The 23171-nt window shown below is 61.7% G+C and carries 16 protein-coding genes; 9 read left to right on the top strand and 7 right to left on the bottom strand.

Annotation, left to right across the window (positions count from 1 at the left end; all coding sequences use genetic code 11):
• The 4 genes from phnE to phnN all read left to right on the top strand — a co-directional run bounded on the left by phnE (position 1) and on the right by phnN (position 3978).
• A complete protein-coding gene (gene phnE, locus FP026_RS00175; RefSeq protein ID WP_149632638.1) occupies positions 1-1347 on the top strand; it encodes a phosphonate ABC transporter, permease protein PhnE in 1347 nt (448 codons plus the stop codon).
• Positions 1348-1534: 187 nt separating this feature from the next.
• Complete coding sequence (locus FP026_RS00170) at positions 1535-2221, top strand: DUF1045 domain-containing protein (protein WP_149632637.1); 687 nt, start codon at positions 1535-1537, stop codon at positions 2219-2221.
• A gap of 15 nt (positions 2222-2236) precedes the next feature.
• Positions 2237-3376 carry an alpha-D-ribose 1-methylphosphonate 5-triphosphate diphosphatase gene (locus FP026_RS00165; RefSeq protein ID WP_149632636.1) on the top strand — a complete coding sequence of 380 codons (1140 nt, stop codon included), beginning with the start codon at positions 2237-2239 and terminating at the stop codon, positions 3374-3376.
• Positions 3373-3978 carry a phosphonate metabolism protein/1,5-bisphosphokinase (PRPP-forming) PhnN gene (gene phnN / locus FP026_RS00160; protein ID WP_149632635.1) on the top strand — a complete coding sequence of 202 codons (606 nt, stop codon included), beginning with the start codon at positions 3373-3375 and terminating at the stop codon, positions 3976-3978. Before FP026_RS00165 ends, phnN begins: the two co-directional genes overlap by 4 nt.
• A 36-nt stretch (positions 3979-4014) precedes the next feature.
• On the opposite strand, the gene polA is transcribed toward phnN, so the two are convergent.
• Positions 4015-7017, bottom strand: coding sequence for a DNA polymerase I (gene polA, locus FP026_RS00155; protein WP_149632634.1), 3003 nt, complete (start codon positions 7015-7017; stop codon positions 4015-4017).
• Between the two features lie 437 nt (positions 7018-7454).
• On the opposite strand from polA, the gene FP026_RS00150 reads away from it, so the two are divergent.
• Positions 7455-7871 (top strand): MarR family winged helix-turn-helix transcriptional regulator, encoded by a 417-nt coding sequence (locus FP026_RS00150; RefSeq protein WP_112341813.1) that lies wholly within the window; start codon positions 7455-7457, stop codon positions 7869-7871.
• Here FP026_RS00150 and FP026_RS00145 read toward each other — a convergent pair.
• The gene (locus tag FP026_RS00145) at positions 7868-10210 is read right to left on the bottom strand and encodes a bifunctional diguanylate cyclase/phosphodiesterase (RefSeq protein WP_149632633.1); all 2343 of its coding nucleotides are present in this window, start codon (positions 10208-10210) and stop codon (positions 7868-7870) included. The two genes, FP026_RS00150 and FP026_RS00145, sit on opposite strands and share 4 nt — an antisense overlap.
• Positions 10211-10408: 198 nt before the next feature.
• On the opposite strand from FP026_RS00145, the gene FP026_RS00140 reads away from it, so the two are divergent.
• From FP026_RS00140 to FP026_RS00130, 3 genes are all read left to right on the top strand, one after another.
• Positions 10409-11797 (top strand): M20/M25/M40 family metallo-hydrolase, encoded by a 1389-nt coding sequence (locus tag FP026_RS00140; protein WP_149632632.1) that lies wholly within the window; start codon positions 10409-10411, stop codon positions 11795-11797.
• A 131-nt stretch (positions 11798-11928) separates the two neighbouring features.
• Positions 11929-12852 carry a nucleoside hydrolase gene (locus FP026_RS00135; RefSeq protein ID WP_149632631.1) on the top strand — a complete coding sequence of 308 codons (924 nt, stop codon included), beginning with the start codon at positions 11929-11931 and terminating at the stop codon, positions 12850-12852.
• Positions 12849-14648 (top strand): adenine deaminase, encoded by a 1800-nt coding sequence (locus FP026_RS00130; protein WP_149632630.1) that lies wholly within the window; start codon positions 12849-12851, stop codon positions 14646-14648. Before FP026_RS00135 ends, FP026_RS00130 begins: the two co-directional genes overlap by 4 nt.
• Positions 14649-14869: 221 nt before the next feature.
• On the opposite strand, the gene FP026_RS00125 is transcribed toward FP026_RS00130, so the two are convergent.
• From FP026_RS00125 to FP026_RS00105, 5 genes are all read right to left on the bottom strand, one after another.
• Complete coding sequence (locus FP026_RS00125; RefSeq protein ID WP_149632629.1) at positions 14870-16045, bottom strand: M20 aminoacylase family protein; 1176 nt, start codon at positions 16043-16045, stop codon at positions 14870-14872.
• Positions 16046-16228: 183 nt separating this feature from the next.
• Positions 16229-17290: an ABC transporter ATP-binding protein gene (locus FP026_RS00120; RefSeq protein ID WP_149632628.1), complete on the bottom strand. Its 1062-nt coding sequence runs from the start codon at positions 17288-17290 to the stop codon at positions 16229-16231.
• Positions 17287-18840, bottom strand: coding sequence for an ABC transporter permease (locus FP026_RS00115; RefSeq protein ID WP_246665207.1), 1554 nt, complete (start codon positions 18838-18840; stop codon positions 17287-17289). Before FP026_RS00115 ends, FP026_RS00120 begins: the two co-directional genes overlap by 4 nt.
• Positions 18841-19051: 211 nt before the next feature.
• Positions 19052-20068 (bottom strand): iron ABC transporter substrate-binding protein, encoded by a 1017-nt coding sequence (locus FP026_RS00110; protein ID WP_149632626.1) that lies wholly within the window; start codon positions 20066-20068, stop codon positions 19052-19054.
• 225 nt (positions 20069-20293) lie between these two features.
• The gene (locus FP026_RS00105) at positions 20294-21631 is read right to left on the bottom strand and encodes an MFS transporter (protein ID WP_149632625.1); all 1338 of its coding nucleotides are present in this window, start codon (positions 21629-21631) and stop codon (positions 20294-20296) included.
• A gap of 393 nt (positions 21632-22024) precedes the next feature.
• Here FP026_RS00105 and cyoA point away from each other — a divergent pair, with 393 nt between their 5' ends.
• Complete coding sequence (cyoA, locus tag FP026_RS00100; RefSeq protein ID WP_149632624.1) at positions 22025-23143, top strand: ubiquinol oxidase subunit II; 1119 nt, start codon at positions 22025-22027, stop codon at positions 23141-23143.
• Positions 23144-23171 lie beyond the last annotated feature (28 nt).

Below are 23171 nucleotides of genomic sequence, written 5' to 3'. Positions count from 1 at the left end.
ATGTCCGTCATCGACGCCGGCCGTATGCAGGAAATCGAAGCGCGGTATCCGGAGATCCTTCACCGGTCTTTCCGCCAGCGCTTCGGCGCGCTGATGATGTTCATCGGCGTCATCCTCTACGGCATCTATGCCGTCTGGTTCTTCGATCTGCCGAAAGTCATTTCGGAAGCGCGTTGGGAACGCGTCTGCATCTATCTCAGCGAATGGATCAGCTATGACGTGCAGCCGGAATTCCGCATCTCCGGCGACAAGATCAGCATCAAATATCCGCGTTTTTCGCCGTTGGGAGACAACCCCAATCCGGACTGGGTCAAAACCAACCCCGATGGCAGCATGACCGTTTCCGTCAGCGGCACGAGCCGCACGGTTACCGTCACCAAGACGCAGGCCATCGTGACGGCGCATGGCATCACGATCCCGATCGATATCACCGACGACGCGCCGAAAATCGTCGGCTCCGAGCCCGTTCCCAGCTGGATGACCGTCTATGACGACAATATCCTGGTCAATCTCGGCTTTGCCGGCGATGCCAGCATTTCCACCGATCGCGTGAAGATCCGCAAACGCTTCATCGGTTGGGCGAATTTCGTCTTCGACACGCATTCGCCCTTCTTCGACAAGCCGGCAGGCGAAGTCATCGGCCTGATCGTTTCCGGGCCGCGGCTGGACTCTGCCCAGTCCAACCTTTCGCTGGCCTTCGACAATATCTGGAATAATGGCGCCTGGCAGCATGGCGACGTTTGGACCAAGCTGTTCCAGACCATCGTCATGGCCTTCCTCGGCACGCTGCTCGGCTCGCTTGCCGCCTTCCCGCTTGCCTTCCTGGCCGCCCGCAACATCACGCCGAACCGGCTGCTCAACCAGGTGCTGAAGCGCTTCTTCGACTTCCTGCGCTCGGTCGATATGCTGATCTGGGCGCTGTTCCTGACGCGTGCCTTCGGCCCCGGCCCGCTTGCCGGCAGCGGCGCGATCTTCCTCACCGAGACAGGCACGCTCGGCAAGCTCTATTCCGAAGGCCTCGAGAATATCGACAACAAGCCGCGCGAAGGCGTGAAATCCACCGGTTCGTCGACCATCCTCGTCCATCGCTACGGCATCATGCCGCAAATCGTGCCCGTCATCGTCAGCCAGACGCTCTACCAGTGGGAATCGAACGTGCGCGGTGCGACCATCATCGGCGCCGTCGGCGCCGGCGGTATCGGCCTCAAACTTTGGGAAGCGATGCGCACCAATTCCAACTGGGAAAACGTCGCCTACATGGTGCTGTTGATCCTCATCGTCGTCTTCCTGTTCGATGCCGCATCCAGCGCTTTGCGCTCGCGGCTGATGGGCGCGCGGGTGAAATAAAAAAGCCAAGAAAAATCTCTACGCATCATCATTCTGTCACGGGAATCCGGTAGCGCAGGCCGGCAAGACCGTAGCGTCGGAACCGGCTTTAGCCGGATTCGAACCGTTGCTGCCTTGCTGCTCTTGCGGTTTGTCGCAAATCACCCAACAGTGTCTCGCGCAGCCGATTTTTCCAAGGAATGCAGCCTTGCGCTATGCTCTCTATTTCACGCCGCCCAAAGACGATCCGTTGACCTCGCTTGCCGCCCTCTGGCTGGGACGCGACGCATTTTCCGATGAGATTTTTTCCGACAAGGCCATCGGCCCCGTGCCGGCAGGTCATGCCGAACTGACGGCCGACCCGCGCCGCTACGGCTTCCATGCCACGCTGAAGGCGCCCTTCGAGCTTGCCGGTTCGGTGACCGAGCGCGATCTTCTCGATGTCGCCGCCGAATTCGCCTCACAGACCAAGGCTTTCACCATTCCTGAGCTGGTGCTTGGCCAGATCGGGCATTTCTTCGCGCTGGTTCCCGGGTCGCTCCACCAGCCGCTGCAGGATTTCGCTTCGCGCGTGGTCAAGACCTTCGAACCTTTCCGCGCACCGCTTTCGGATCATGATGTCGCCCGGCGCCAGCCGGAGGGCCTGACCGAGCCGCAGCGTGCCAATCTGCTGCGTTGGGGCTATCCTTATGTCAATGACGAGTTCCGTTTCCATATGACCTTGACGGGACGCGTCCCTGCCGAGCGCCAAGCCGAGATGCATGACGTCCTGCTCGAACGCTTCGCCGACCACACCGGCAAGCCGCTCGACGTTTCCGGCCTCGCCGTCTTTATCGAAGATGAGCGTGGCGCTCCCTTTACCGTCCGTTCCTGGCTGCCGCTTGCCGGCGCCTAATATGAAAGACCTGACATGACCAAAGAAACCGTCCTTTCCAACGCCCGCATAGTCCTCGAAGACAAGATCGTCGAAGGCACCGTGCTGATCCGTGACGGTCGCATTGCCGCCATTTCCGAAGGCAAGTCAGCCATCGGCGAGGATTTCGAGGGCGATTACCTGATCCCCGGCCTGGTCGAACTGCACACCGACCATCTGGAAGCGCATTACTCGCCGCGTCCGGGCGTGCGGTGGAACAAGACGGCGGCGATCCAGGCGCATGACGCCCAGATCGTCACCTCGGGCATCACGACAGTATTCGACTGCCTGCGCATGGGCTCGGACGCAGACGACGGTTTCGAAAAGGGCGAGATGCGCGACATGGCAGACGCCATCCAGGCGGCTCAAAGCGAAGATCGCCTGCGCGCCGATCACCTGATCCACCTGCGCTGCGAAGTTTCTTCCGACAATGTTCTCGACCACTTCCAGGATTTCGAGAAGGACCCTTACGTCCGTCTGGTCTCGCTGATGGACCATGCGCCGGGCCAGCGCCAGTTCCAGACCATGGATCAGTACATTTTCTACTATCAGAAGAAGCGCGGGCTCAGCGACGAGGCCTTTGCCAAGTTCGTCGCCAAGCGTCAGGAAGAATCGGCCAGGTACGCAAAGCCGAGCCGCGACGCTATTTCCAAGATCTGCGCCGAGCGCGGCATCACCGTTGCAAGCCATGACGACGCGACGCTCGCCCATGTCGACGAAGCCATCGACTATGGCGTTCGCCTTGCGGAATTCCCGACCAGCATCGACGCCGCCAAGGCTTCGCATGGCGCCGGCATGAGCGTGCTGATGGGCGCGCCGAACATCGTGCGCGGCAAATCGCATTCGGGCAATATCGCCGCCCGCGATCTCGCCGAGCTCGGGGTTCTCGACGTGCTTTCCTCCGATTACGTGCCGCTCAGCCTGCTGCATGCGCCCTTCATCCTCGCGGACGAAGTCGAGGGCATTTCGCTGCCCCAAGCAATTGCCATGGTCACGGCGACGCCGGCAAGGACGGTCAGCCTCAACGACCGCGGCCGCATCGCCGAGGGCTTGCGCGCCGATCTCGTGCGCGTCCGCCGCGATCACGGCGTGCCGGTTACGCGCTCCGTCTGGCGGGAAGGACGCCGGGTCGCATGAGCCCGGACCCCAATATCAAGCCGGCTAATGTCGGTCTGGCGGATGCGACGGCGGGCACGCTCGCTGTCGTCGTCGGCCCGAGCGGCGCCGGCAAGGATACGCTGATGAATCTGGCCGCCCGGCATTTTGCCGGCCGGCCCGATGTGCATTTCGTCCGCCGCGTCATCACGCGGGACGGCGATGCCGGCAACGAGGATCACAGAAGCGTTTCCGAAGCGGATTTCGATGCGATGGAGCAGGCCCGAGCCTTTGCCGTCTCCTGGGAAGCGCATGGCCTGAAATACGGCATTCCGGCCGAAGTTGTCGACGTGCTTGCACAAGGCAATCTGGTCATCGCCAATGGCTCTCGCTCGGCGCTGCATCACTTCCAGGCCGCATTTCCGCGGCTGAAGGTCATCAACATCACGGCGCGGCGCGAAGTGCTTGCCGAACGGCTGATGGCGCGCGGACGCGAGAACCGCGAAGACGTGCTGAAGCGGCTGGAAAGAAGCGCGCTGACCGTTCAGGGCAGCTACGATGTCGCCGATATCGACAATAGCGGCACGCTCGAAGAGGCCGAACGTGCGATCGTTTCGGTGCTGGAAGCGCTGGTTGGGAAGTAAGAGCACTGAAGCTGAAGAAGACGCGGGATAGGCGTCTCAGTGCGCCTCATCCCAATTATGGGCGGCGCGTGCATCGACCTTCAGCGGCACGGCCATATCGACGGCCGGCATGGCGGCATTTTCCATGACCGAGACTATGATCGGCGTTGTGCGCTCGACATCGGCGTCCTCGACTTCGAAGATCAACTCGTCATGCACCTGCAAGAGCATGCGCACGCGATCGCCGAGCCCGCCTGAGGCCAGCGCCGGCTCCATCTTGATCATGGCGCGGCGGATGACGTCGGCGGCCGATCCCTGGATCGGCGCATTGATCGAGGCGCGCTCGTTGAAGGCGCGGACGGAAGGATTGGAGGAGCGGATTTCCGGGAAATGGATGCGGCGACCGAAGATGGTCTCGACATAGCCCTTGTCGCGCGCCGCCTGCTTGGCGCCTTCCATGTAGTCACGGATGCCGGGGAAGCGCTCGAAATACTTCTTGATGTAATCGCCTGCTTCCGAGCGCTCGATCGAGAGCTGGTTGGCAAGGCCGAAGGCGGAGATGCCGTAGATGATGCCGAAGTTGATCGCCTTGGCGCGGCGGCGCACTTCGCTCGGCATGCCATCCACCGGCACGCCGAACATTTCCGAGGCCGTCATCGCGTGAATGTCGATGCCGTCTTCGAAGGCCTGCTTGAGCTGCGGGATATTGGCGACATGCGCCAGCACGCGCAGTTCGATCTGGCTATAGTCGGCGGAGACGAGCTTGTGGCCCGGCGTCGAAATGAAGGCCGTGCGGATCTTGCGGCCTTCCGCCGTGCGCACCGGAATATTCTGCAGGTTCGGTTCGGAAGATGACAAGCGTCCGGTCGTGGTCGAGGCCAGCGAATAGGAGGTATGAACGCGCTTTGTCTCGGGATGGACGTAGCTCGGCAGCGCGTCGGTATAGGTGGATTTCAGCTTGGTGAGCTGACGCCAGTCGACGATCTTGCGCGGCAGTTCGAAGCCGGCGGCCGCCAGATCCTCCAGCACTTGCGCCGAGGTCGACCATTGCCCGGTCTTGGTCTTGCTGCCGCCAGCCAATCCCATCTTGCCAAAGAGGATATCGCCAAGCTGCTTCGGCGAGCCGATATTGAAGCGTTCGCCGGCCAGGGTGTAGATCTCATCTTCCAAGCGCGCAGCACCCTGCGCCAGCTCGCCCGAAAGGCGAGAGAGGATCTGCCGGTCGATGGTGATGCCGCGCTCTTCCATATGAGCGAGCACCGGCACCAGAGGCCGCTCCAACCGCTCGTAGACGGCTGAAAGTTTTTCTGCCGCAAGTCGTGGTTTCAGCACCAGCCAGAGACGCAGCGTCACATCGGCATCCTCAGCGGCATAGGCTGTGGCGCGGTCGATATCGACGAGGTCGAAGGTGATGTTGGACTTGCCGCTGCCGGCCACATCCTTGTAGGCGATCGGCTTGTGGCCGAGCCAGCGTTCCGAAAGGCTGTCCATGCCATGCGTGGCGTTTGAGCCGCCGTCGAGCACATAGGACAGGAGCATCGTGTCGTCGAAGCACCGCGTCTCGATGCCGTAGCGCTTCATCAGAAGGTAGTCGTATTTGAGGTTCTGCGCGATCTTCAGGATGGAGGCATCCTCAAGCAGATCCTTCAGGCGCGCCAGCGCATCGCGAAGCGGAATCTGATTGTCGGCCAGGCCGCCGCCGAGGAGGTCGCCGACGCCGGTCTTGTGGCCGAGCGGAACATAGGCGGCGCGGATGGAGACGCCAGTCGGATCGTCGCGGTTGTCGGCGATCGCCAGCGAAAAGCCGGCAATCTCCGCCTGCATGGCATCGAGCGACGTCGTTTCCGTGTCGAAGGCGACGATGCCCGTCTCGCGCGCATCCGCGATCCATCGATCGAGCGTGGCGATATCGCGAATGGTCACATATTTCGAATGATCGATCGGCGCGTTCGCGAAACTCGCGGCGCGGGCCTTGGCGAGATCCTCGGGCTCAGCAGTGCCATCCAAAGCCAGACGCGCCTTGGCCGATGGCGCCGGGACCGATGCCCCCTCGGCCTCGACAACGCTGCCAGCGACGAGATCGACATTCTCGCCGATATTGAGATCGGGGCCATGGGCAGCTTCACCCCATTCGATCTTGACGACTGACGGCTCGATCACTGCCGCATCGCAATCGCAGGCTTCCGCCACGCGCCGCGTCAGCGTGGTGAATTCCATGGTCTTCAGGAAGCCGATCAGCTTCGGGCCGTCCTGGGGTTCCAGCATCAGGGTATCAAGCGACAATTCCAGCGGCACATCTGTCCTGAGCGTCACCAGCTGGCGTGAAATGCGGGCAAGTTCGGCATTGGCGATGATGTTTTCGCGGCGCTTCTGCTGCTTGATCTCGCCGGCGCGGGCGAGCAGCGTGTCAAGATCGCCGAACTCCTCCAGAAGCTGCGCCGCCGTCTTCGGGCCGATGCCGGGAATGCCGGGGACGTTGTCGACCGAGTCGCCGGTCATGGCCTGCAGGTCGATCATCTTGTCCGGCGGCACGCCCCATTTCTCGACGACGTCGGGAATGCCGATCTGCTTGTCCTTCATGCTGTCATACATGTGGACCATCGGCGTGACGAGCTGCATCAGGTCCTTGTCGGACGAGATGATCGTCACATCGGCGCCGGTCGCCTCGGCCTGACGGGCATAGGTGGCGATGATATCGTCGGCTTCGAAGCCGTCGGTCTCGATGCAGGGCAGGTTGAAAGCGCGGGTCGCCTCGCGGATGAGGCCGAATTGCGGAATCAGCTCCTCCGGCGGCGCCGAACGGTTGGCCTTGTATTCCGGGAAGATGTCCTTGCGGAAGGTCTTCGAGGAATAGTCGAAGATCACAGCGAAATGCGTCGGCGTCACACCCACGGAGGTATCGCGCGCCGAGGTCAGCAGCTTCCACAGCATGTTGCAGAAACCGGAGACGGCGCCGACCGGCAACCCGTCCGACTTGCGCGTCAGCGGCGGCAGGGCGTGAAAGGCCCGGAAAATGAAACCGGAGCCGTCGACGAGGAAAAGATGATCACCTTTTTTCATGGAAGCATGGATAGCGTGGCGCACTTCCAACGTCCATATAAACTTCTGCTTTTGCCGTCTGTGGAAAGAGCGAAATCTCTCACTGAAACGTTACTAAGTTTCAATCAATCTAATCTGCGCATTCCCTTGAAAAACCACATTCGGAACCTCAAATCATGTTCACCGGCGATTGATTTGCCGAGGGTCTGACAACCGGCCTGTCCCCCGCCATGTCAGACTTGGACAAAGGCCTATCCCCTCTCCGGGCCTTTGTCCCCCCTTTACGAGCCGCCATGGCGAACCTCCAGGCCATGGCGGCTTTTTCATGCCGAAAAATGCAACTTGAAAACGTAAAAAAGCGCCTGAAGTTGCTGATTTTCGAGCAGCTCTACCCAAGAAATTGCCGATTGTCTTGATTCTGAATTGTCGGCATATTTGCAATCATGGGATTTAATCGGATGGACTCCGCCGCCTACCTTGCCAGTCAGATGGCAAAGGGATTTGCTCGCTCGTTACACCAACGCGCGGCGAAACTCGGTTTTTCCCCCGGTCAGTTTCCGATCCTGCTGGAATTATGGTCCGAAGACGGGCTCACCCAGAAACAATTGCTGGAACGGGTCGATATCGAACAGGCGACGATGGCCAATACGCTATCGCGCATGGAGCGCGATGGGCTGGTGGAGCGCCGTCCGCATCCATCGGACAAGCGGGCACAACTGATTTTCCTGACGAGCCGGGCGGCGGCGATGGAGGCGGAGGCTATCGAAGCTGCGATGGCCGCGGATACGGACCTCCTGAAAGACTTCCGCCATTTCGAGCGCGAGCTTCTGCTGGAATATATCCGGCGCGTCCTGGACAACGCCAAGCAGCTCTAGGATTGCCCGACCGCCTTGACGAGGACGGCGTGGTGCTGACTAGGCCCGACATCCGGCTTGCCGAAGAATATCCCTTGAAGCTGCGCGCAACCCTCCTCGATGACGATGCGGCGCTGGGTTTCCGTTTCCACGCCTTCCGTCACGACGGGCATGTTCAGGCTGTGCCCGAGGCCGATGATGGCGCGGACGATCGAACGCGCCGCGGGATCGTGTTCGAGGGCACCGGTGAAGCTGCGATCGACCTTGATCTTATCGAAAGGGAAGGCGCGCAGATTGCTGAGCGAGGAAAAGCCGGTGCCGAAATCATCCATGACCACGCGGACGCCGAGGCGGTGCAGCCGCTGCAATGTCGCGATGACAACCGTCCGTTCGCGCATCAGGGCCGCTTCGGTAATCTCCAGCTCGAGGCGCCGCGGCTCAAGACCGGTTCTTCGCAGAATCCCTTCGATCTGGTCATAGAGGGTGGGGATCATGAATTGCAGCGGCGAAAGGTTGACGGCGACATTCGCAGGCTCGCTCCAGCGCATCGCTTCCTGGCATGCCTGCTGCAGCACCCATTCACCGATCGCGACGATCGATCCGCTCTCCTCGGCAATAGGAATGAAGGTCTCCGGATCGATCAAGCCCCGATCCGGGTGTGCCCAGCGCAACAGCGCCTCGTAGCCGCTGACGCTGTCGCTGCCAACATCGTAGATCGGCTGATATTCCAGAAAGAGTTGCCTGCGAAGAATGGCCTGGCGCAGATCGTTCTCGAGTTGCCGACGCATGCGCACGGCCTTGTCCATTTCGGCATCGAAGAAACAGGCGTGGCCCCGGCCGGCGCGCTTGGCGCGATAAAGCGCCGTATCCGCATTGGCATAGAGCTGCTCGGCACTGGCGCCGTCACGCGGATAGATGGCGATGCCGAGACTGACGCCGACCGCCGTCGGATCGCGCGCCGTATCCATCTCCATGGCGAATTCGGCAAGAATGCGCTCGGCAAGACGCGTGGCGCCCACGGGCTGCTGGCGCTTGGGCTGGATGATGGCGAATTCGTCGCCGCCAAGCCTCGCCACCGTATCGCCCTCTTCGATGATACGTTGCAGGATGCCGGCGACCTTGCAAAGGATACGATCTCCTTCGGCATGGCCGAAGACGTCGTTGATCGCCTTGAAGCGGTCCAGGTCCAGGCAGAAGATGGCGACTTCGCCGCCTTTGCGGTCGGCCACCTGCAGCGCCTGACGCATGCGCTGGTCGAACAGCGAGCGATTGGGCAGGTCCGTCAGGATATCGTGATGGGCCAGATGCTCGATCATCTGCTGCGCCTGGCGCCGTTCCGTCAGGTCGCGCACGACCAGTACGCTGCATTCATGGCCGCGATAGGTGATGGAGCGCCGTACGGTTTCGACGGGGATCGATTTGCCGTCTGAGCCCGAAAGCGTCGTCTCGAGCGGAATGGCCGCCTCGGCATGAGCCTCCATGTCGAGCGTCAGGAAGGTTTCGGGCGCCAGGCCGGTCACCTGCTGGGCGGACCATCCTGAAATGGCAAAGAAGCGCTCATTCGCATCGATGATTCTGCCGTCGCGGACGATGAGCAATCCCTCGAGCGAAGCGTTGGCGAAGCCGCGGAGATCGGTGAGATGACGATCGATGAAGATCGCGCCGAGAGCGATGAGAATGAGGCCCGTCGCGGCAGCCATGACGATGCCGGCAAGAATGCTTCGATCGATAGAGACGATGGTGGCGGACATCTCCGCTTCCGGCGTCAGCGTCACACCGCTCATCGCGGTGAAATGCAGCGAACAAATTGCCAGCAGCAGGAGAAAGGCGCCTGCAATGATGCGCCTGAGGCCATGAAGGCTGCGAAAGGCAAGGAAGGCCAGCGAGGAGAAGACGGCACCGACGAGAATGGAAATGACGACGCGCTGCAAGTCATAGGAAAGCTCTGCCGAGGCCTCGATGGCCTGCATGCCGCTGAAGTGCATGGCGCCAATTCCAAACGCCATCAGGATGCCACCGACAGCAAAGGAAACGCCGTTATCCCACTCGAAGGCGATGGCAACGGCAAGCCAGGAACCGATGATGGCAAGAACCACCGAAAGCACGGTCAGCGAAAGACCATAGTAGATGGGAAGGCTGCTCTGATAGGCGAGCATGGCGATGAAATGGGTCGCCCAGATACCGACGCCGCTGGCAAAGGCTGCAGCGGCGATCCAATAACGACGCTGATGCGACTGGCATTCCTGCGCACGCGAGAACAGAAGCATGGTGGCAAGGCTGCCGATGAGGCAAATGACCGCAGCAACGAGAATGAGCCTGAAGTCATGATCGTTACGAATACATGCAATCACTGAAAACATTACGCGCCTCCAGAATACTCTTCTGGATTAACGTTATTTCTAATACTCTAAAAAACTTGTAAACTACATACGCAACTAATCACATAAGAGCGAGCTCAACCCAACCCGGCAAGCTACGGTAAATTTTCAATTTTAACGCCTCGAAACCAATCGGGCTTTGGTCTATCGTCCCTCCAAATCTCATGTAAGGAGTCGGATATGACCGATCTATCGCCCGTTCTTGATCGCGCCGATCAGAACCTCCCCTCCAGCCTGGACAATCTCTTCGAGCTGCTGCGCATCAAGTCCATTTCGACGGATCCGGACTATAAGGCAGAATGCCGCAAGGCGGCGGAATGGCTGGTCGCCTACCTGAACTCGCTGGGCTTTACGGCCTCCGTGCGCGATACGCCCGGACATCCGATGGTGGTTGCGCATCACGATGCCGGCAGCGCCGATGCCCCGCATGTGCTCTTTTACGGCCATTACGACGTGCAGCCGGTCGATCCGATCGAGCTCTGGGAAAGCGATCCATTCGCCCCGGCGATCAAGGACATGGGCAACGGCCGCAAGATTCTGGTCGGCCGTGGCACCTCCGACGACAAGGGCCAGTTGATGACCTTCGTCGAGGCGGTGCGCGCCTATAAGGAAACCAGGGGTACGCTTCCGGTGCGCATCACCATCCTGTTCGAAGGCGAGGAGGAATCCGGCTCGCCCTCGCTCAAGCCCTTCCTCGAAGCCAATGCGGCCGAGCTGAAGGCGGATTTCGCCCTTGTCTGCGATACCGGCATGTGGGACGGCGATACGCCGGCAATCTCTGCCGGCCTGCGTGGACTGGTGGGCGAGGAGATCGTCATCACCGCCGCCGACCGCGACCTGCATTCGGGCCTCTACGGCGGCGCTGCCGCCAATCCGATCCATATTCTCACCGATATCCTCGCAGGCCTGCATGACGAGACGGGGCGCGTAACGCTTGCCGGCTTCTATGAAGGCGTCGAGGAGACGCCTGCCAACATCAAGGCCTCCTGGGAAACGCTCGGCATGACAGCCGAAAAATTCCTCGGCGACGTCGGCCTGTCGATCCCATCGGGCGAAAAGGGCCGTTCGGTGATGGAGCTCACCTGGGCGCGGCCTACGGCTGAAGTGAACGGGATTACGGGCGGCTATACCGGCGCCGGCTTCAAGACCGTGATCGCGGCCAAGGCATCGGCGAAGGTTTCCTTCCGTCTCGTCGGCCAGCAGAACCCGGCGGCGATCCGCGAGAGCTTCCGCGCCTATGTGCGTTCTAAGATTCCTGGGGATTGCTCGGTGGAATTCCAAGAGCATGGCGGCTCGCCGGCCATCCAGCTTTCCTACGATTCGCCGGCCTTGACCAAGGCGAAGACGGCGCTCTCCGACGAATGGCCGAAGCCCGCTATCGTCATCGGCATGGGCGGCTCGATCCCGATCGTCGGCGATTTCCAGAAGATGCTCGGCATGGAATCCCTGCTGATCGGCTTCGGCCTTTCCGACGACCGCATCCACTCGCCGAACGAGAAATACGAGCTGCGCTCCTATCACAAGGGCATCCGCTCCTGGGTCCGCGTGCTCGACGCGCTCGCCGGCTAAGCGATTTGCGGGACGCGCAGACTTCTCCGCGCGTCCCGCACTGTTCCCGCCTTGACGGCACGGCATCCGTCATCCGGAGCGAGTGGCCAGGCTGCCCTCGCGTCTTCCGGCCGAGATCGATGAGATAGGACATGGGAATCTGGATCGATACCGACATGGGATTCGATGACATCGCCGCCATCCTGGTGGTCGCGCATTCGGATCTCGTCATCGACGGCGTTTCGCTCATCAGCGGCAACGCGCCCCTGTCCCATGTCCAGGCCAATGCGGCAAACGCGGCCGCCGCCTTCGGCTGGACGTTCCCGATTCATACCGGCCGCGAACTTCCCGTCCTCTGCAAGCTGGAAACGGCGCAAAGCATTCTCGGCCAGACCGGCATTCCCAGCACAGGCAGGAGCCTGCCGCCGGCTGATCCACTGCCGGTAAGCGATGCATTCGCTGCACTTTGCAGCTGGCTTTCCGACGGCAACGGGCCGAAGCGCATTCTGGCGCTTGGGCCGCTCACGAACATCGCGGCGCTAGCGCTGGCACGGCCCGATCTCGCCACTCACATCGATGAGCTGACGTGGATGGGCGGGGGCGTCACCGCGGGCAATCATACGGCATCGGCGGAATTCAATGCCTTTGCCGATCCGGAAGCGCTCGCCGTCGTGCTGGCGCATGACCTGCCGTTGTGCATGATCGATCTCGATATCTGCCGGAAGGTGCTGGCCTGGCCCGCAGATGTCGCCCGCCTCCGCGAGATCGCCGGCGAAAAGGCACAGCTGCTCGCTGACCTGCTGGAGGGCTATGTCAACATCGCCATCAGCCGTGGCAGACCGGCCATGGCGATCTACGATCCGACGGCGGCGGGCATTTTCGTGGCGCCAGGGATAGCGACCCTTCGGCACGCCCGGATCGATGTGGAACTATACGGACAGCATACGCGCGGACGCACCATCGTCGAAACCCGTGCCTCGCATGCTAAGTTCAACGCTCATTTCGCCGCCGAAATCGATACGGAGGAGGCACGCCGGATCATATTCGAAGCGCTGCTTCGGGAGGCCGGCCAATGAGCGGAAATTGCCATGAACCGGCGGACCTGAATGTTCCGGAGCTGCGTTTACGCGCGGTCGCCGCAGCACGCGGCGATCAACCCTTCGATCTGTTGATTGCCGGCGGCCGCCTTGTCGACATGGTGACCGGGCAGATTCGCTCCGCCGATATCGGCATCGTCGGCCCGCTGATCGCGAGCGTGCATGCGCCCGGCAGCCGCGCCGATGCGATGCGGACAATCAATGCCGAGAGCTGCGTCCTTTCGCCCGGCCTGATCGACACGCATATGCATATCGAAAGCTCGATGGTGACGCCGGCGGCCTATGCCGAAGCCGTCCTGCCGCGCGGCGTGACGACCATCGTCTGGGATCCGCACGAATTCGGCAACGTCCACGGTCTCGACGGCGTGCGCTGGGCAATCGAGGCGACGCGGCGATTGCCGCTGCGCGTGATACCGCTGGCGCCGTCCTGCGTGCCTTCCGCACCGGGGCTGGAGCTTGCCGGCGCCGATTTCGACGCGGCTGAGATGGCTGAGATGCTGGCGTGGCCGGATATCGGCGGCGTGGCCGAGGTCATGACCATGCGTGGCGTCATCGACGGCGATCCGCGCGCCACTGACATCGTCAATGCTGGATTGCTTTCGGGCAAGATGATTTGCGGCCATGCACGCGGGCTCGAGGGCGCCGATCTCAACGCCTTCATGGCTGCCGGCGTCTCCTCCGACCATGAGCTGACGTCCAGCGCCGATCTGCTGGCCAAGCTCTCGGCGGGCCTTGCCATCGAGCTGCGCGGCTCGCACGACCATCTGCTGCCGGAATTCGCCGACGTCATCAACGATCTCGGCTTTCTACCGCAGACCGTGACGCTCTGCACCGACGATGTCTTTCCCGACGAGCTTCATGACGGCGGCGGCCTCGACGATGTGGTGCGCCGTCTCGTCGGTTATGGCCTTAACCCTGAATGGGCCTTGCGGGCGGCGACCCTCAATGCTGCCATGCGGCTGGGGCGCAGCGATCTGGGCCTGATCGCGGCCGGACGACGCGCCGACATCGTGCTCTTCGAAGATTTGCGGAGCTTCAAGGCGCGGCATGTGATCGTCAATGGTGCCGTAGTCGTCGAGAGCGGCCGCATGATCGGTCTGATCGAGCCGGCCGATGCCGCGCTGCTGCGCAATTCGGTCAAGCTGACATCGTTCAGCGACAACGATTTCCGTGTGGCGGCGACCGGCAACCACGTCCGGCTTGCGACCATCGATCAGCCGCGCTTCACGCAATGGGGTGAAATGCAAGCCGATGTAGAGAACGGCTTCGTCGTGCCGCCGGCAGGAACCGCCATGATTGCCGTCGCCCATCGTCATGGCAAGGCGGACGGCCGGCCGCGCATCGGCTTCCTGACGGGCTGGGGCGAATGGCGCGGCGCCTTCTGCACCACGGTTTCGCATGACAGCCACAACCTAACGGTTTTCGGCGGCAATGCAGAGGATATGGCGATTGCCGCCAACGCCGTCATCGCGGCGGGCGGCGGGCTGGCGGTGGCACGCGACGGCAGGATCGAGGCGCTGCTGCCGCTGCCGCTCTCCGGACTTGTCGGCGATGCGCCGCTTGCGGAAACCGCCAACGCCTTCCGCGCCGTCCGCGAAGCGATCGATACTATCGTCGACTGGAACCCGCCCTACCTCGTCTTTAAGGCCTGCTTCGGCGCAACGCTTGCCTGCAATGCCGGGCCGCACCAGACGGATCGCGGCATTGCCGATGTTGCGACGGGACAGGTGTTGGAAACGCCGGTGCTCGGGGAGTTACTACGCGTTCGTGGATAGTGCGCACCCCCTCTGTCCCTTCGTGACATCTCCCCCACAAGGGGGAGATCGGTAACTTGGAGCAGCCTCTTCGCCTCATGGGTACATCGAGTCTGCCGAAATCACGGCTTATTGTTTTTGATAGACGAGCGACAAACTCCCAACAATCTCCCCCTTTGTGGGGGAGATGTCCCGAAAGGGACAGAGGGGGGTGGTGAAGGTGCGTCATATTCGAAGCAGCTTCAGCCTTCCTCACCCAACTCCTGCTCCACCAGTGTCGTCCAGAAGGCCACGCCCGAGGCGATCGCAGCGTCATTGAAGTCATAGCCGGTATTATGATGCAAAGCTCCGTCGACGGCCGGGCCGTTGCCGAGCCAGACGTAGCAGCCCGGAGCCTTCTGGCCGAAAAAGGCGAAATCGTCACCGGCGGTCGATGGCGGAAAACGGGTCAACACCTTTTCGCCAAAGACTGCTGTCGCGGCCTTCAGCGCCCGCACCGTGGCATCGGCATGATTGACGACGGGCGGAATGCGGCGCTCGAACTGATAGTCGACGGCGATCCCATACATGGCCGCCGTGCCATGCGCCAGGCGCCCGATTTCCTCCTCGAGCTGATCACGAACCGTTGGCGTATAGGCGCGCGCCGTGCCGCCGATCTCGACGGTGTCGGGAATGACGTTCAGAGCCTTGGGATCGCCTGCCTGCAGCGAGCAGGCGCTGACGACGGCCGGCTGCAGCGGATCGACCACTCGCCCGACGATGGTCTGCAGCGAAGACAGGAAGGTCGCCGCCGCCGTGATCGGATCCTTGCCGAGATGCGGCTTGGCGCCATGGGTGCCGGTGCCGCGGAAGGTGACGCGCCAGCTATCCGACGAGGCGAGCTGCGGCCCCTCGACGACGGCCATCTCGTCGATATCGAGACCGGGCATGTTGTGCAGGCCGTAGACAGCATCGCAGGGAAACAGATCGAAAAGCCCTTCCTCCACCATGCGCCGCGCACCGCCTCGACCTTCCTCGGCCGGCTGGAAGATGAAATGCACCGTGCCGGAAAAGCCGCGTTTGGCGGCAAGATGGCGGGCGGCGCCAATCAGCATAGCCGTATGGCCGTCATGCCCGCAGGCATGCATCTTGCCCGGAATGGTGGATTTGTAGGGCCGATTGGCCTTCTCCGGCATGGCGAGCGCATCCATGTCGGCGCGAAGTCCGATGCGGCGCGTGCCATTGCCGACCTGTAGGGTACCGACCACACCGGTCTTGCCGAGGCCACGATGCACCGGCAGCCCGGCCTCCTCCAACAAGGTGGCAACGATGCCGCTGGTGCGCTCCTCCTCGAAGCCGAGTTCGGGGTGGGCATGAAGATTATGGCGAAGCGACGTGAGGAAAGGCAAATCCTCGGCGATCTCATCGGGAAAAGGCATGGGGAATTCCTTCGGCATGGAGCACGATGATGGCGTGCCCTATCTTCCCTAGAGCGGTTCAGCGCATCCTGGAATCTCTGAAACGCTCTATCTCTTTATTTTCACGCAATTCCGGGCGGAAAACCGCTGTGCACTTTTCCTGAAATTGCTTCAAAGCTCCGTCGCCTTCAACCCAAATGACGCTCAAGCGCTGAGCTTGTTGAAAACATGCGCCTTTCCGAGCACGGTCACCGAAACCATGCTGCCGATCTCGGGCAGGCCGACACCGGAGCTCTTGATGTTCAATGTCTCCGAACCGTTGGCATCGGACAAGACGACCGTCACCGCGCAGACGGCGCCGCCGAATTCGATTTCAGTCACCTTGCCGATGCAGGCTGCACTGGCACCGGCGTCATCGAGGGCGGCCAGGCGCAATTGCTCGGGCCGCAGCATGATGTCTACGCGCCCTCGTCGGCTCACGGCGTCGACTGGAATGTGCCCGAGGACACATTTGGCCGATCCATTGTCGAGATCGGCTGGCAACACGAGAGCGTCACCGAGGAAGAGTGCGGTCTCGCGATCCCTGGGGCTGAGGTAGAGGGCTTGCGGCGTCCCCGCCTGTATGAGCTTGCCCTCGCGCAGGACGGCGACCTGATCCGCGAAGGACAGGGCTTCCGCCTGATCATGCGTCACCAGAACCGCGGTGATGCCGGCAATCTGCAGCACGCGGGCGACCGCCTTTCGCATGTTCTCGCGCAGGCCGGTGTCGAGAGCGGAAAAAGGCTCGTCGAGCAGCATCAGCTTCGGCTTGCGTCCAAGCGCCCGTGCAAGTGCGACGCGTTGCTGCTGGCCGCCCGAAAGCTGATGCGGGCGGCGGTCAAGCATGCCGCGGCCGAGTTCGACCATATCGACGAGGGCGTTGATACGCTGGTCGCGGTCCCGCGCGCCACGCTCCATGCCGAAGCCGATATTTTCCGACACGCTTAGATGCGGAAACAGGGCGCCGTCTTGCGAGACGATGCCGATGCCGCGGCGATGCGCGGGCACGATCGCCTCTCCATCCGCCAGGGTCTCGCCTTCCAGCACCACCTGCCCCGCATCGGGGATCTCGAAGCCGGCGATGATGCGCAGCAGCGTCGTCTTGCCCGAACCGGACGGGCCGACGATCGCCGTGCGGCTGCCGGCGGCGACCGTGAGGTCGATGTTGTCAAGCGCATGCACGGGGCCATAATGCTTGCTGATATTCTTGATCGCCAGAAAGGTCATTGTCCGGCCGTCCGCTTGGATTGCACGTAAAGAAGAAGGGTGAGCGGCAGCGACAGGATAACCATCATGAAGGCATAGGGTGCCGCCGAAACATAATCGATCTCGCTCGTCAGCGACCAGAATTTCGTCGCCAGCGTTTCCGTGCCATTGGGAGAGAGCATCAGCGTTGCCGTCAACTCATTGGTGATGCCGAGCGCGACAAGCGCCACACTGGCGGCAAAGCCGGGAGCGGCAAGACGCATGGTGATCTGCCGCACGGCCTGCGCCGGCGTGCGGCCAAGCGCCATGGCGGCGCGTTCGAGCTCGACAGGCGCCTGAGCGATGCTGGCGCGCAGTCCGACCATGGCGCGCGGGAGGAACAGCAGGACATAGGCGAGCAGCAGGGTGGCAAAGGTCTGATAGAGCGGCAGGACCAGCCGGACGGTGATGGACACCAGAGCCAGCGCAACGACGACGCCCGGCAGCGAGCCGACATAATAGTGGCAGGCTTCGAGAATGCGCTGCAGCCGGCCCGGCGCGCGCACCGACAGCCAGGCCATAGGTATTGCCGCAATGGTGGCAAGCAGGCCGCCGGCGATCGCCAGAACAATGGTCTGCAGCAGGGCGGAGCCGACCGTATCGATCCGCCAGATATCCATGCCGCCGAGATAGAGCCAGCGCGCCAGGGTGACGAAGGGAATGCCGAGCGTCAGCGCGGCGGTCACGACCGGGAGCGCGATGGCCGGACCGACGAACCAGCCGAGGCGACGGCGATCGGCGGGACGGGCGGCACCCGAACCGATGCGGGCGTAGCGCTCGTTGCCGCGCACCAGCACCTCGATGCCGAGCAGCAGCAGGCAGCAGAAGACGAGAACGCCGCCGAGCATGTTGGCGGCCGGACTATTATAAGCCGATTGGAACTGGTCGACGATGGCGGTGGAGAAGGTGTCGAAGCGGATCATCACGTAGAGACCGTATTCCGCCAGGAGATGCAGGCCGATCAGCAGCGAGCCGCCGCAGATGGCAAGGCGAAGCTGCGGCAGGATCGCGCGGAAGAAGACGCGCCAGGGGCCGAGGCCGAGCGAGGCGGCCGCATCCTCGATCGCCGGATCGAGGCGGCGCAAGGCAGCCGCGACGGGCAGATAAAGGAACGGAAAATAGGCGAGCACCGATACTAGCACGCCGCTCCAGAGCCCGCGCATGCCGGGCATGAGGCTGACCCAGGCATAGCTGTGCACGAAAGCGGGCACGGCAAGCGGTGCTGCGGCGAGCCAGGACCAGAGGCGGGCGCCGGGAATATCGGTGCGCTCCGTCAGCCACGCAAGCGTGACCGCGAGCAGGATGCACAGCGGAATGGTGCAGATTTCGAGCAGGACGGTATTGACGAGCAGCTCGCCAACGCGGCTACGGAAGATCAGGGCGATGACTTCGGTCCAGCCGGTATCGATGGTGATCCAGACGATGAAGCCGAGCGGCACCAGGCTCAGAAGCGCTACGATGGAGGCAAGGGCGACGACGGAGGCATGCCGAACGCGGCCGCGGGGAGCGGCCGTCAATTGGGGCATTCGCATGGCGGCAGGCTCGCCGGCATATGTGTTCTTCTGCAGCAAATCCGAGCTGCCTTTCACGCCCTGAAATAGGAAGGCAACCGCCGCTGACGGCGGTTGCCCGATCGATCGGCCTTAAGGCCATGTCCATGCCCCTAGCAGGGCATAGGACAATGATGCAAGAGCAAGCCGGCCCGGAAGCGCTCTTCAAGGCGCCGCGGCACGGGCTTTCGTCTTAGATAAGTCCGGCTTCCGTCATCAGGTCGGTGACCTTCTTGCTGTTCAGCTTCGAAGGCTCGACCTTCGGTGCCTGCAGGTCGGAGAGCGGCACCAGCTTCGAATTGGAAGCCTCGCCGTTGCCGACGGCATATTCGTAGGAGTTGCCATCGCGCAGAACGGCCTGACCGTCCTTGCCGGTGATCCACTTCAGGAATGCCTGGGCTTCCTTCTGATGCTGGCTGGATGCCAGAACGCCGCCGCCGGAGATGCTGACGAAAGCGCCCGGATCCTGGTTTTTGAAGTAATGCAGGGCAACATTCTTGCTGTTTTCGCCGGTCTTTGCCTGATCGCCGAACCAGTAATAGTGATAGATCACCGCACCTTCGACCTCGCCGGCATTGACGGCCTTCATGGCAACACTGTTGCCCTTGTAGAAGCTGGCATTTTCCTTCATGGCCTTCAGCCAGGCGCGGGTGGCATCCTCGCCCTTCAGCTCCAGAAGAGCACTGACGATTGCCTGGAAATCGGCGCCGGCCGGCGAAGCGCCCCAGCGGCCTTTCCACTTGGGATCGGCAAGGTCGAGCATCGACTTCGGCAGATCGGCTTCCTTCAGCTTGGTCTTGTCATAGGCGAAAACCGTGGAGCGGGCGGCAACGCCGACCCAATTGCCATCGGCGGCCTTGAAGGTTTCCGGCACCTGCGCCAGCGTCGCGGCATCGACGGGAGCGAAGAGCTTGTTGGCGTCGACCAGCGCCATGCCCGGAGAATTTTCCGTCAGATAGACGTCTGCCGGGGAGGCTGCGCCTTCCTGAACGATCTGGTTGGCGAACTGCATGTCGCTACCGTTGCGGATCGTGACCTTAATGCCGGTTTCCTTGGTGAAGCCATCCGCCCATGCCTGCGTCAGCGCCTCATGCTGGGCGTTGTAGACCACGATGCCTTCGGCGTCGGCGGCATTCGCCATCATTGGAGCAGTTGCAAGACCTACGGCAAGCGCCAGCGCACTGGTGAGATGAGAAACGGAAAAAGTCATAAATCCTCTCGCTTTGAAGTCGCCGCCTCCGGCAGCGATGCGATAGCCTATATTTTTCATGACTATCGTTTTCAAGTTTTAACTCCGACCTCCTTATCACAAAAGTTTGAGAAGAGAGTCAAGATTTCGCCGTCATCTCCGCCGGAGGTCGGGCAAGGCGCAACCGGCATGCAAAAAGGCCGCGGCACTTTCATGCCGCGGCCCCTCCTCCATCGAAGATAGAACTTAGTTGTCCCGCGTCTCCAGCGTCTTGCTGAAGAAGATCGCGACCAGTGTGCAGACGACGCCCGACAGCAGATAGAGGCTGGTGTAGACGAGGCCGAACTGGCTGGAGAGAGCAAGCGCCACGAAGGGCGCGAAGCCGGCACCGATCAGCCAGGACAAATCCGACACAAGGGCCGAGCCGCTGTAGCGATAGTTCTGGCTGAAGCGCGAAGCGCTTGCGCCGGCCGCCTGACCGAAGGAGAGACCGAGCAGCGTGAAGCCGAGAACCACGTAGATGTGACGGCCAGTGACGCCGCCATCGAGCAGCCAGGGCGCGACGAAAGCGAAGCAGGCGATCAGCACGGCACCGATGGCAAGCTGATTGCGGCGGCCGATCCGGTCGGCGAGCATGCCGGAACAGATGATGGCGAGAATGCCGCAGATGGCGCCCAAGAATTCCATCAGTAGGAACGAACCGGGGGTCTGCTCGCTATAAAGCGTGACCCAGCCCAGCGGGAAGACCGTAACCAGATGGAAGGTCGCAAAGCTTGCCAGCGGCACGAAGGCGCCGATCAGGACGTCCCGGCCATGCACGCGCAGGAGTTCCGTCATCTTCACGGGCTCAAGCTCATGGCGTTCGAGCAGCGTGCCGAATTCTTCGGTTGCCACCAGACGCAGGCGGGCGAAGAGCGCGACGACGTTGACCGCGAAGGCGCAGAAGAAGGGGTAGCGCCAACCCCAATCGAGGAAGTCCGCCGCCGAAATGCTCGTGACGAAATAGGCGAACAGGGCACTCGCCAGCATGAAGCCGATCGGCGCGCCGAGCTGCGGGATCATCGCATACCAGCCGCGGTGGTTGGTCGGGGCATTGAGCGCCAGGAGCGAGGCGAGGCCATCCCAGGCGCCGCCGAGCGCAAGGCCCTGCCCGATGCGGAAGATCGCAAGCAGGATGATCGCATAGACGCCGACTTCGCTATAGCCGGGCAGGAAGCTCATGGATGCCGTGGACCCGCCGAGCAGAAACAGGGCGATCGTCAGCTTGACGCCACGGCCATAGGTGCGGTCGATCGCCATGAAGATGAACGAGCCGATCGGACGCGCGATGAAAGCGAGCGAGAAGACCAGGAAGGAAAGAAGCGTGCCATGCAGCGGGTCGGCGAAGGGGAAGATCAGCTTCGGGAAGACTAGGACCGATGCGATGGCATAGACGAAGAAATCGAAGAACTCGGACGTGCGACCAATGATCACGCCGATGGCGATGTTTCCGGGAGCGACGGTACCACCCGCATGCATGCTGCGGGCATCGCTCTCAAGCGTTGAAGATGTGGGATTCAATGATTCATGCGTAACGCTGACCATGCGCGGGAGCCTCCCTCTCCGAGCGCGAATTCCTCCACGAATTCGCGCGTAATGAAAATGTCGATCAAACGTGCGAACATATCAAGTATCGAGCATGAAATAATTCGCAAATTAGCTATCAAATCGGGTCATTTCGGCTTTCGCCGCCATATTCCGGTCCAAGCAGGAACCGGCAGCGATAGTCATTTGTTCCGATCCAGGTATATTAGCGGCGACAAAAGCGAAGGGCCTCGTGGAAAACCTTCTGGATTTATCAGGGTTTTCCCGATAGGTGGGACAGCATTCCATACCGCATCGCACCCGAGTTTGCTGCGGTGCGACGAAACACCTCATATCGTTCATGACCGCCGTCCTTTAGTCGCGGTAGGGTCGAAACAAAAAGAGCTTTAAGACGTGCCAAGACTATCGAAGATTTTCAGCCGTTTATCCGTCATCCCTTTGTTTTTGCTGCTCTCAGGTTGCAATCTGGTGGTGATGGCTCCCTCCGGCGATATCGCCATGCAGCAGCGAGACCTCATCATCGTCTCGGTCGTGCTGATGCTGATCATCATCATCCCGGTGATCTTCCTGACGCTGTTCTTCGCCTGGAGATACCGCCAGTCGAACACGCAAGCGACCTATGAGCCGGATTGGCATCATTCGACACGTCTCGAGCTGGTCATCTGGTCCGCTCCCCTTGCCATCATCATCGCGCTCGGCGCGGTGACCTGGATCAGCACCCATCAGCTCGACCCCTATCGCCCTCTCGACCGTATTGCCGCCGACAAGCCGCTCAGCGCCGACGTGAAGCCGCTGACGGTGGAAGTGGTGGCGCTCGACTGGAAATGGCTGTTCTTCTATCCGGAATACGGCATTGCCACGGTCAACGAAATGGCCGCTCCGGTCGATCGGCCGATCAATTTCAAGATCACGGCTTCGGCCGTCATGAACTCCTTCTTCATCCCGGCGCTGGCGGGCCAGATCTACGCCATGCCGGGCATGGAGACGAAGCTGCATGCCGTCATCAACCATCCTGGCGAATTCCAGGGCATGTCGGCCAACTACAGCGGCGCCGGCTTCTCGAACATGCGCTTCAAGTTCCATGGCCTTAATCAGGCCGATTTCGACCAGTGGGTTCAGAAGGCCAAGGGCCAGGGCACCGCGCTCGGCCGCCAGGAATATCTGACGCTTGCCAAGCCGAGCGAGCGCAACCCCGTGCAGTACTTCAACGCCGTAGACGATGGTCTCTACAATGCCATCCTCAACATGTGCGCCGATCCGAGCAAGATGTGCATGAGCGAAATGATGCATATCGACGCCAAGGGCGGCGGCGGCAAGGAAAGCCACGAAAACCGCGAGCGCCTGATCTACGACAATCGCGACGGGAGCCCGGCCGAAGTCACCCCCATCAAGGCTGACGGCGGCGCCGGCCACACCATGCAGCATGGAGACAATTCGATGCAGGGCATGGATATGGGCAACGGTTCTTCTTCCGATTCGTCGACCGGTTCGGCGCAGCATCAGGGTCACTGATCCGGTGCGCTCAATAACAAGACATTCA

This window comes from Martinezella tropici (genome assembly GCF_008370325.1).
Classification (GTDB): domain Bacteria; phylum Pseudomonadota; class Alphaproteobacteria; order Rhizobiales; family Rhizobiaceae; genus Rhizobium; species Rhizobium tropici_B.
This window is presented reverse-complemented; position numbering and strand designations above follow the sequence as displayed.

Bases quoted from the DNA above. Each gene is read 5' to 3' on its own strand.
- FP026_RS00115 (WP_246665207.1), bottom strand. From the start codon at position 18,840: ATGCGAATGCCCCAATTGACGGCCGCTCCCCGCGGCCGCGTTCGGCAT.
- FP026_RS00140 (WP_149632632.1), top strand. From the start codon at position 10,409: ATGACCGATCTATCGCCCGTTCTTGATCGCGCCGATCAGAACCTCCCC.
- FP026_RS00120 (WP_149632628.1), bottom strand. From the start codon at position 17,290: ATGACCTTTCTGGCGATCAAGAATATCAGCAAGCATTATGGCCCCGTG.
- FP026_RS00110 (WP_149632626.1), bottom strand. From the start codon at position 20,068: ATGACTTTTTCCGTTTCTCATCTCACCAGTGCGCTGGCGCTTGCCGTA.
- FP026_RS00130 (WP_149632630.1), top strand. From the start codon at position 12,849: ATGAGCGGAAATTGCCATGAACCGGCGGACCTGAATGTTCCGGAGCTG.
- phnN (WP_149632635.1), top strand. From the start codon at position 3,373: ATGAGCCCGGACCCCAATATCAAGCCGGCTAATGTCGGTCTGGCGGAT.
- FP026_RS00145 (WP_149632633.1), bottom strand. From the start codon at position 10,210: ATGTTTTCAGTGATTGCATGTATTCGTAACGATCATGACTTCAGGCTC.
- phnE (WP_149632638.1), top strand. From the start codon at position 1: ATGTCCGTCATCGACGCCGGCCGTATGCAGGAAATCGAAGCGCGGTAT.
- polA (WP_149632634.1), bottom strand. From the start codon at position 7,017: ATGAAAAAAGGTGATCATCTTTTCCTCGTCGACGGCTCCGGTTTCATT.
- FP026_RS00165 (WP_149632636.1), top strand. From the start codon at position 2,237: ATGACCAAAGAAACCGTCCTTTCCAACGCCCGCATAGTCCTCGAAGAC.
- FP026_RS00150 (WP_112341813.1), top strand. From the start codon at position 7,455: ATGGACTCCGCCGCCTACCTTGCCAGTCAGATGGCAAAGGGATTTGCT.
- FP026_RS00125 (WP_149632629.1), bottom strand. From the start codon at position 16,045: ATGCCTTTTCCCGATGAGATCGCCGAGGATTTGCCTTTCCTCACGTCG.
- FP026_RS00135 (WP_149632631.1), top strand. From the start codon at position 11,929: ATGGGAATCTGGATCGATACCGACATGGGATTCGATGACATCGCCGCC.
- FP026_RS00105 (WP_149632625.1), bottom strand. From the start codon at position 21,631: ATGGTCAGCGTTACGCATGAATCATTGAATCCCACATCTTCAACGCTT.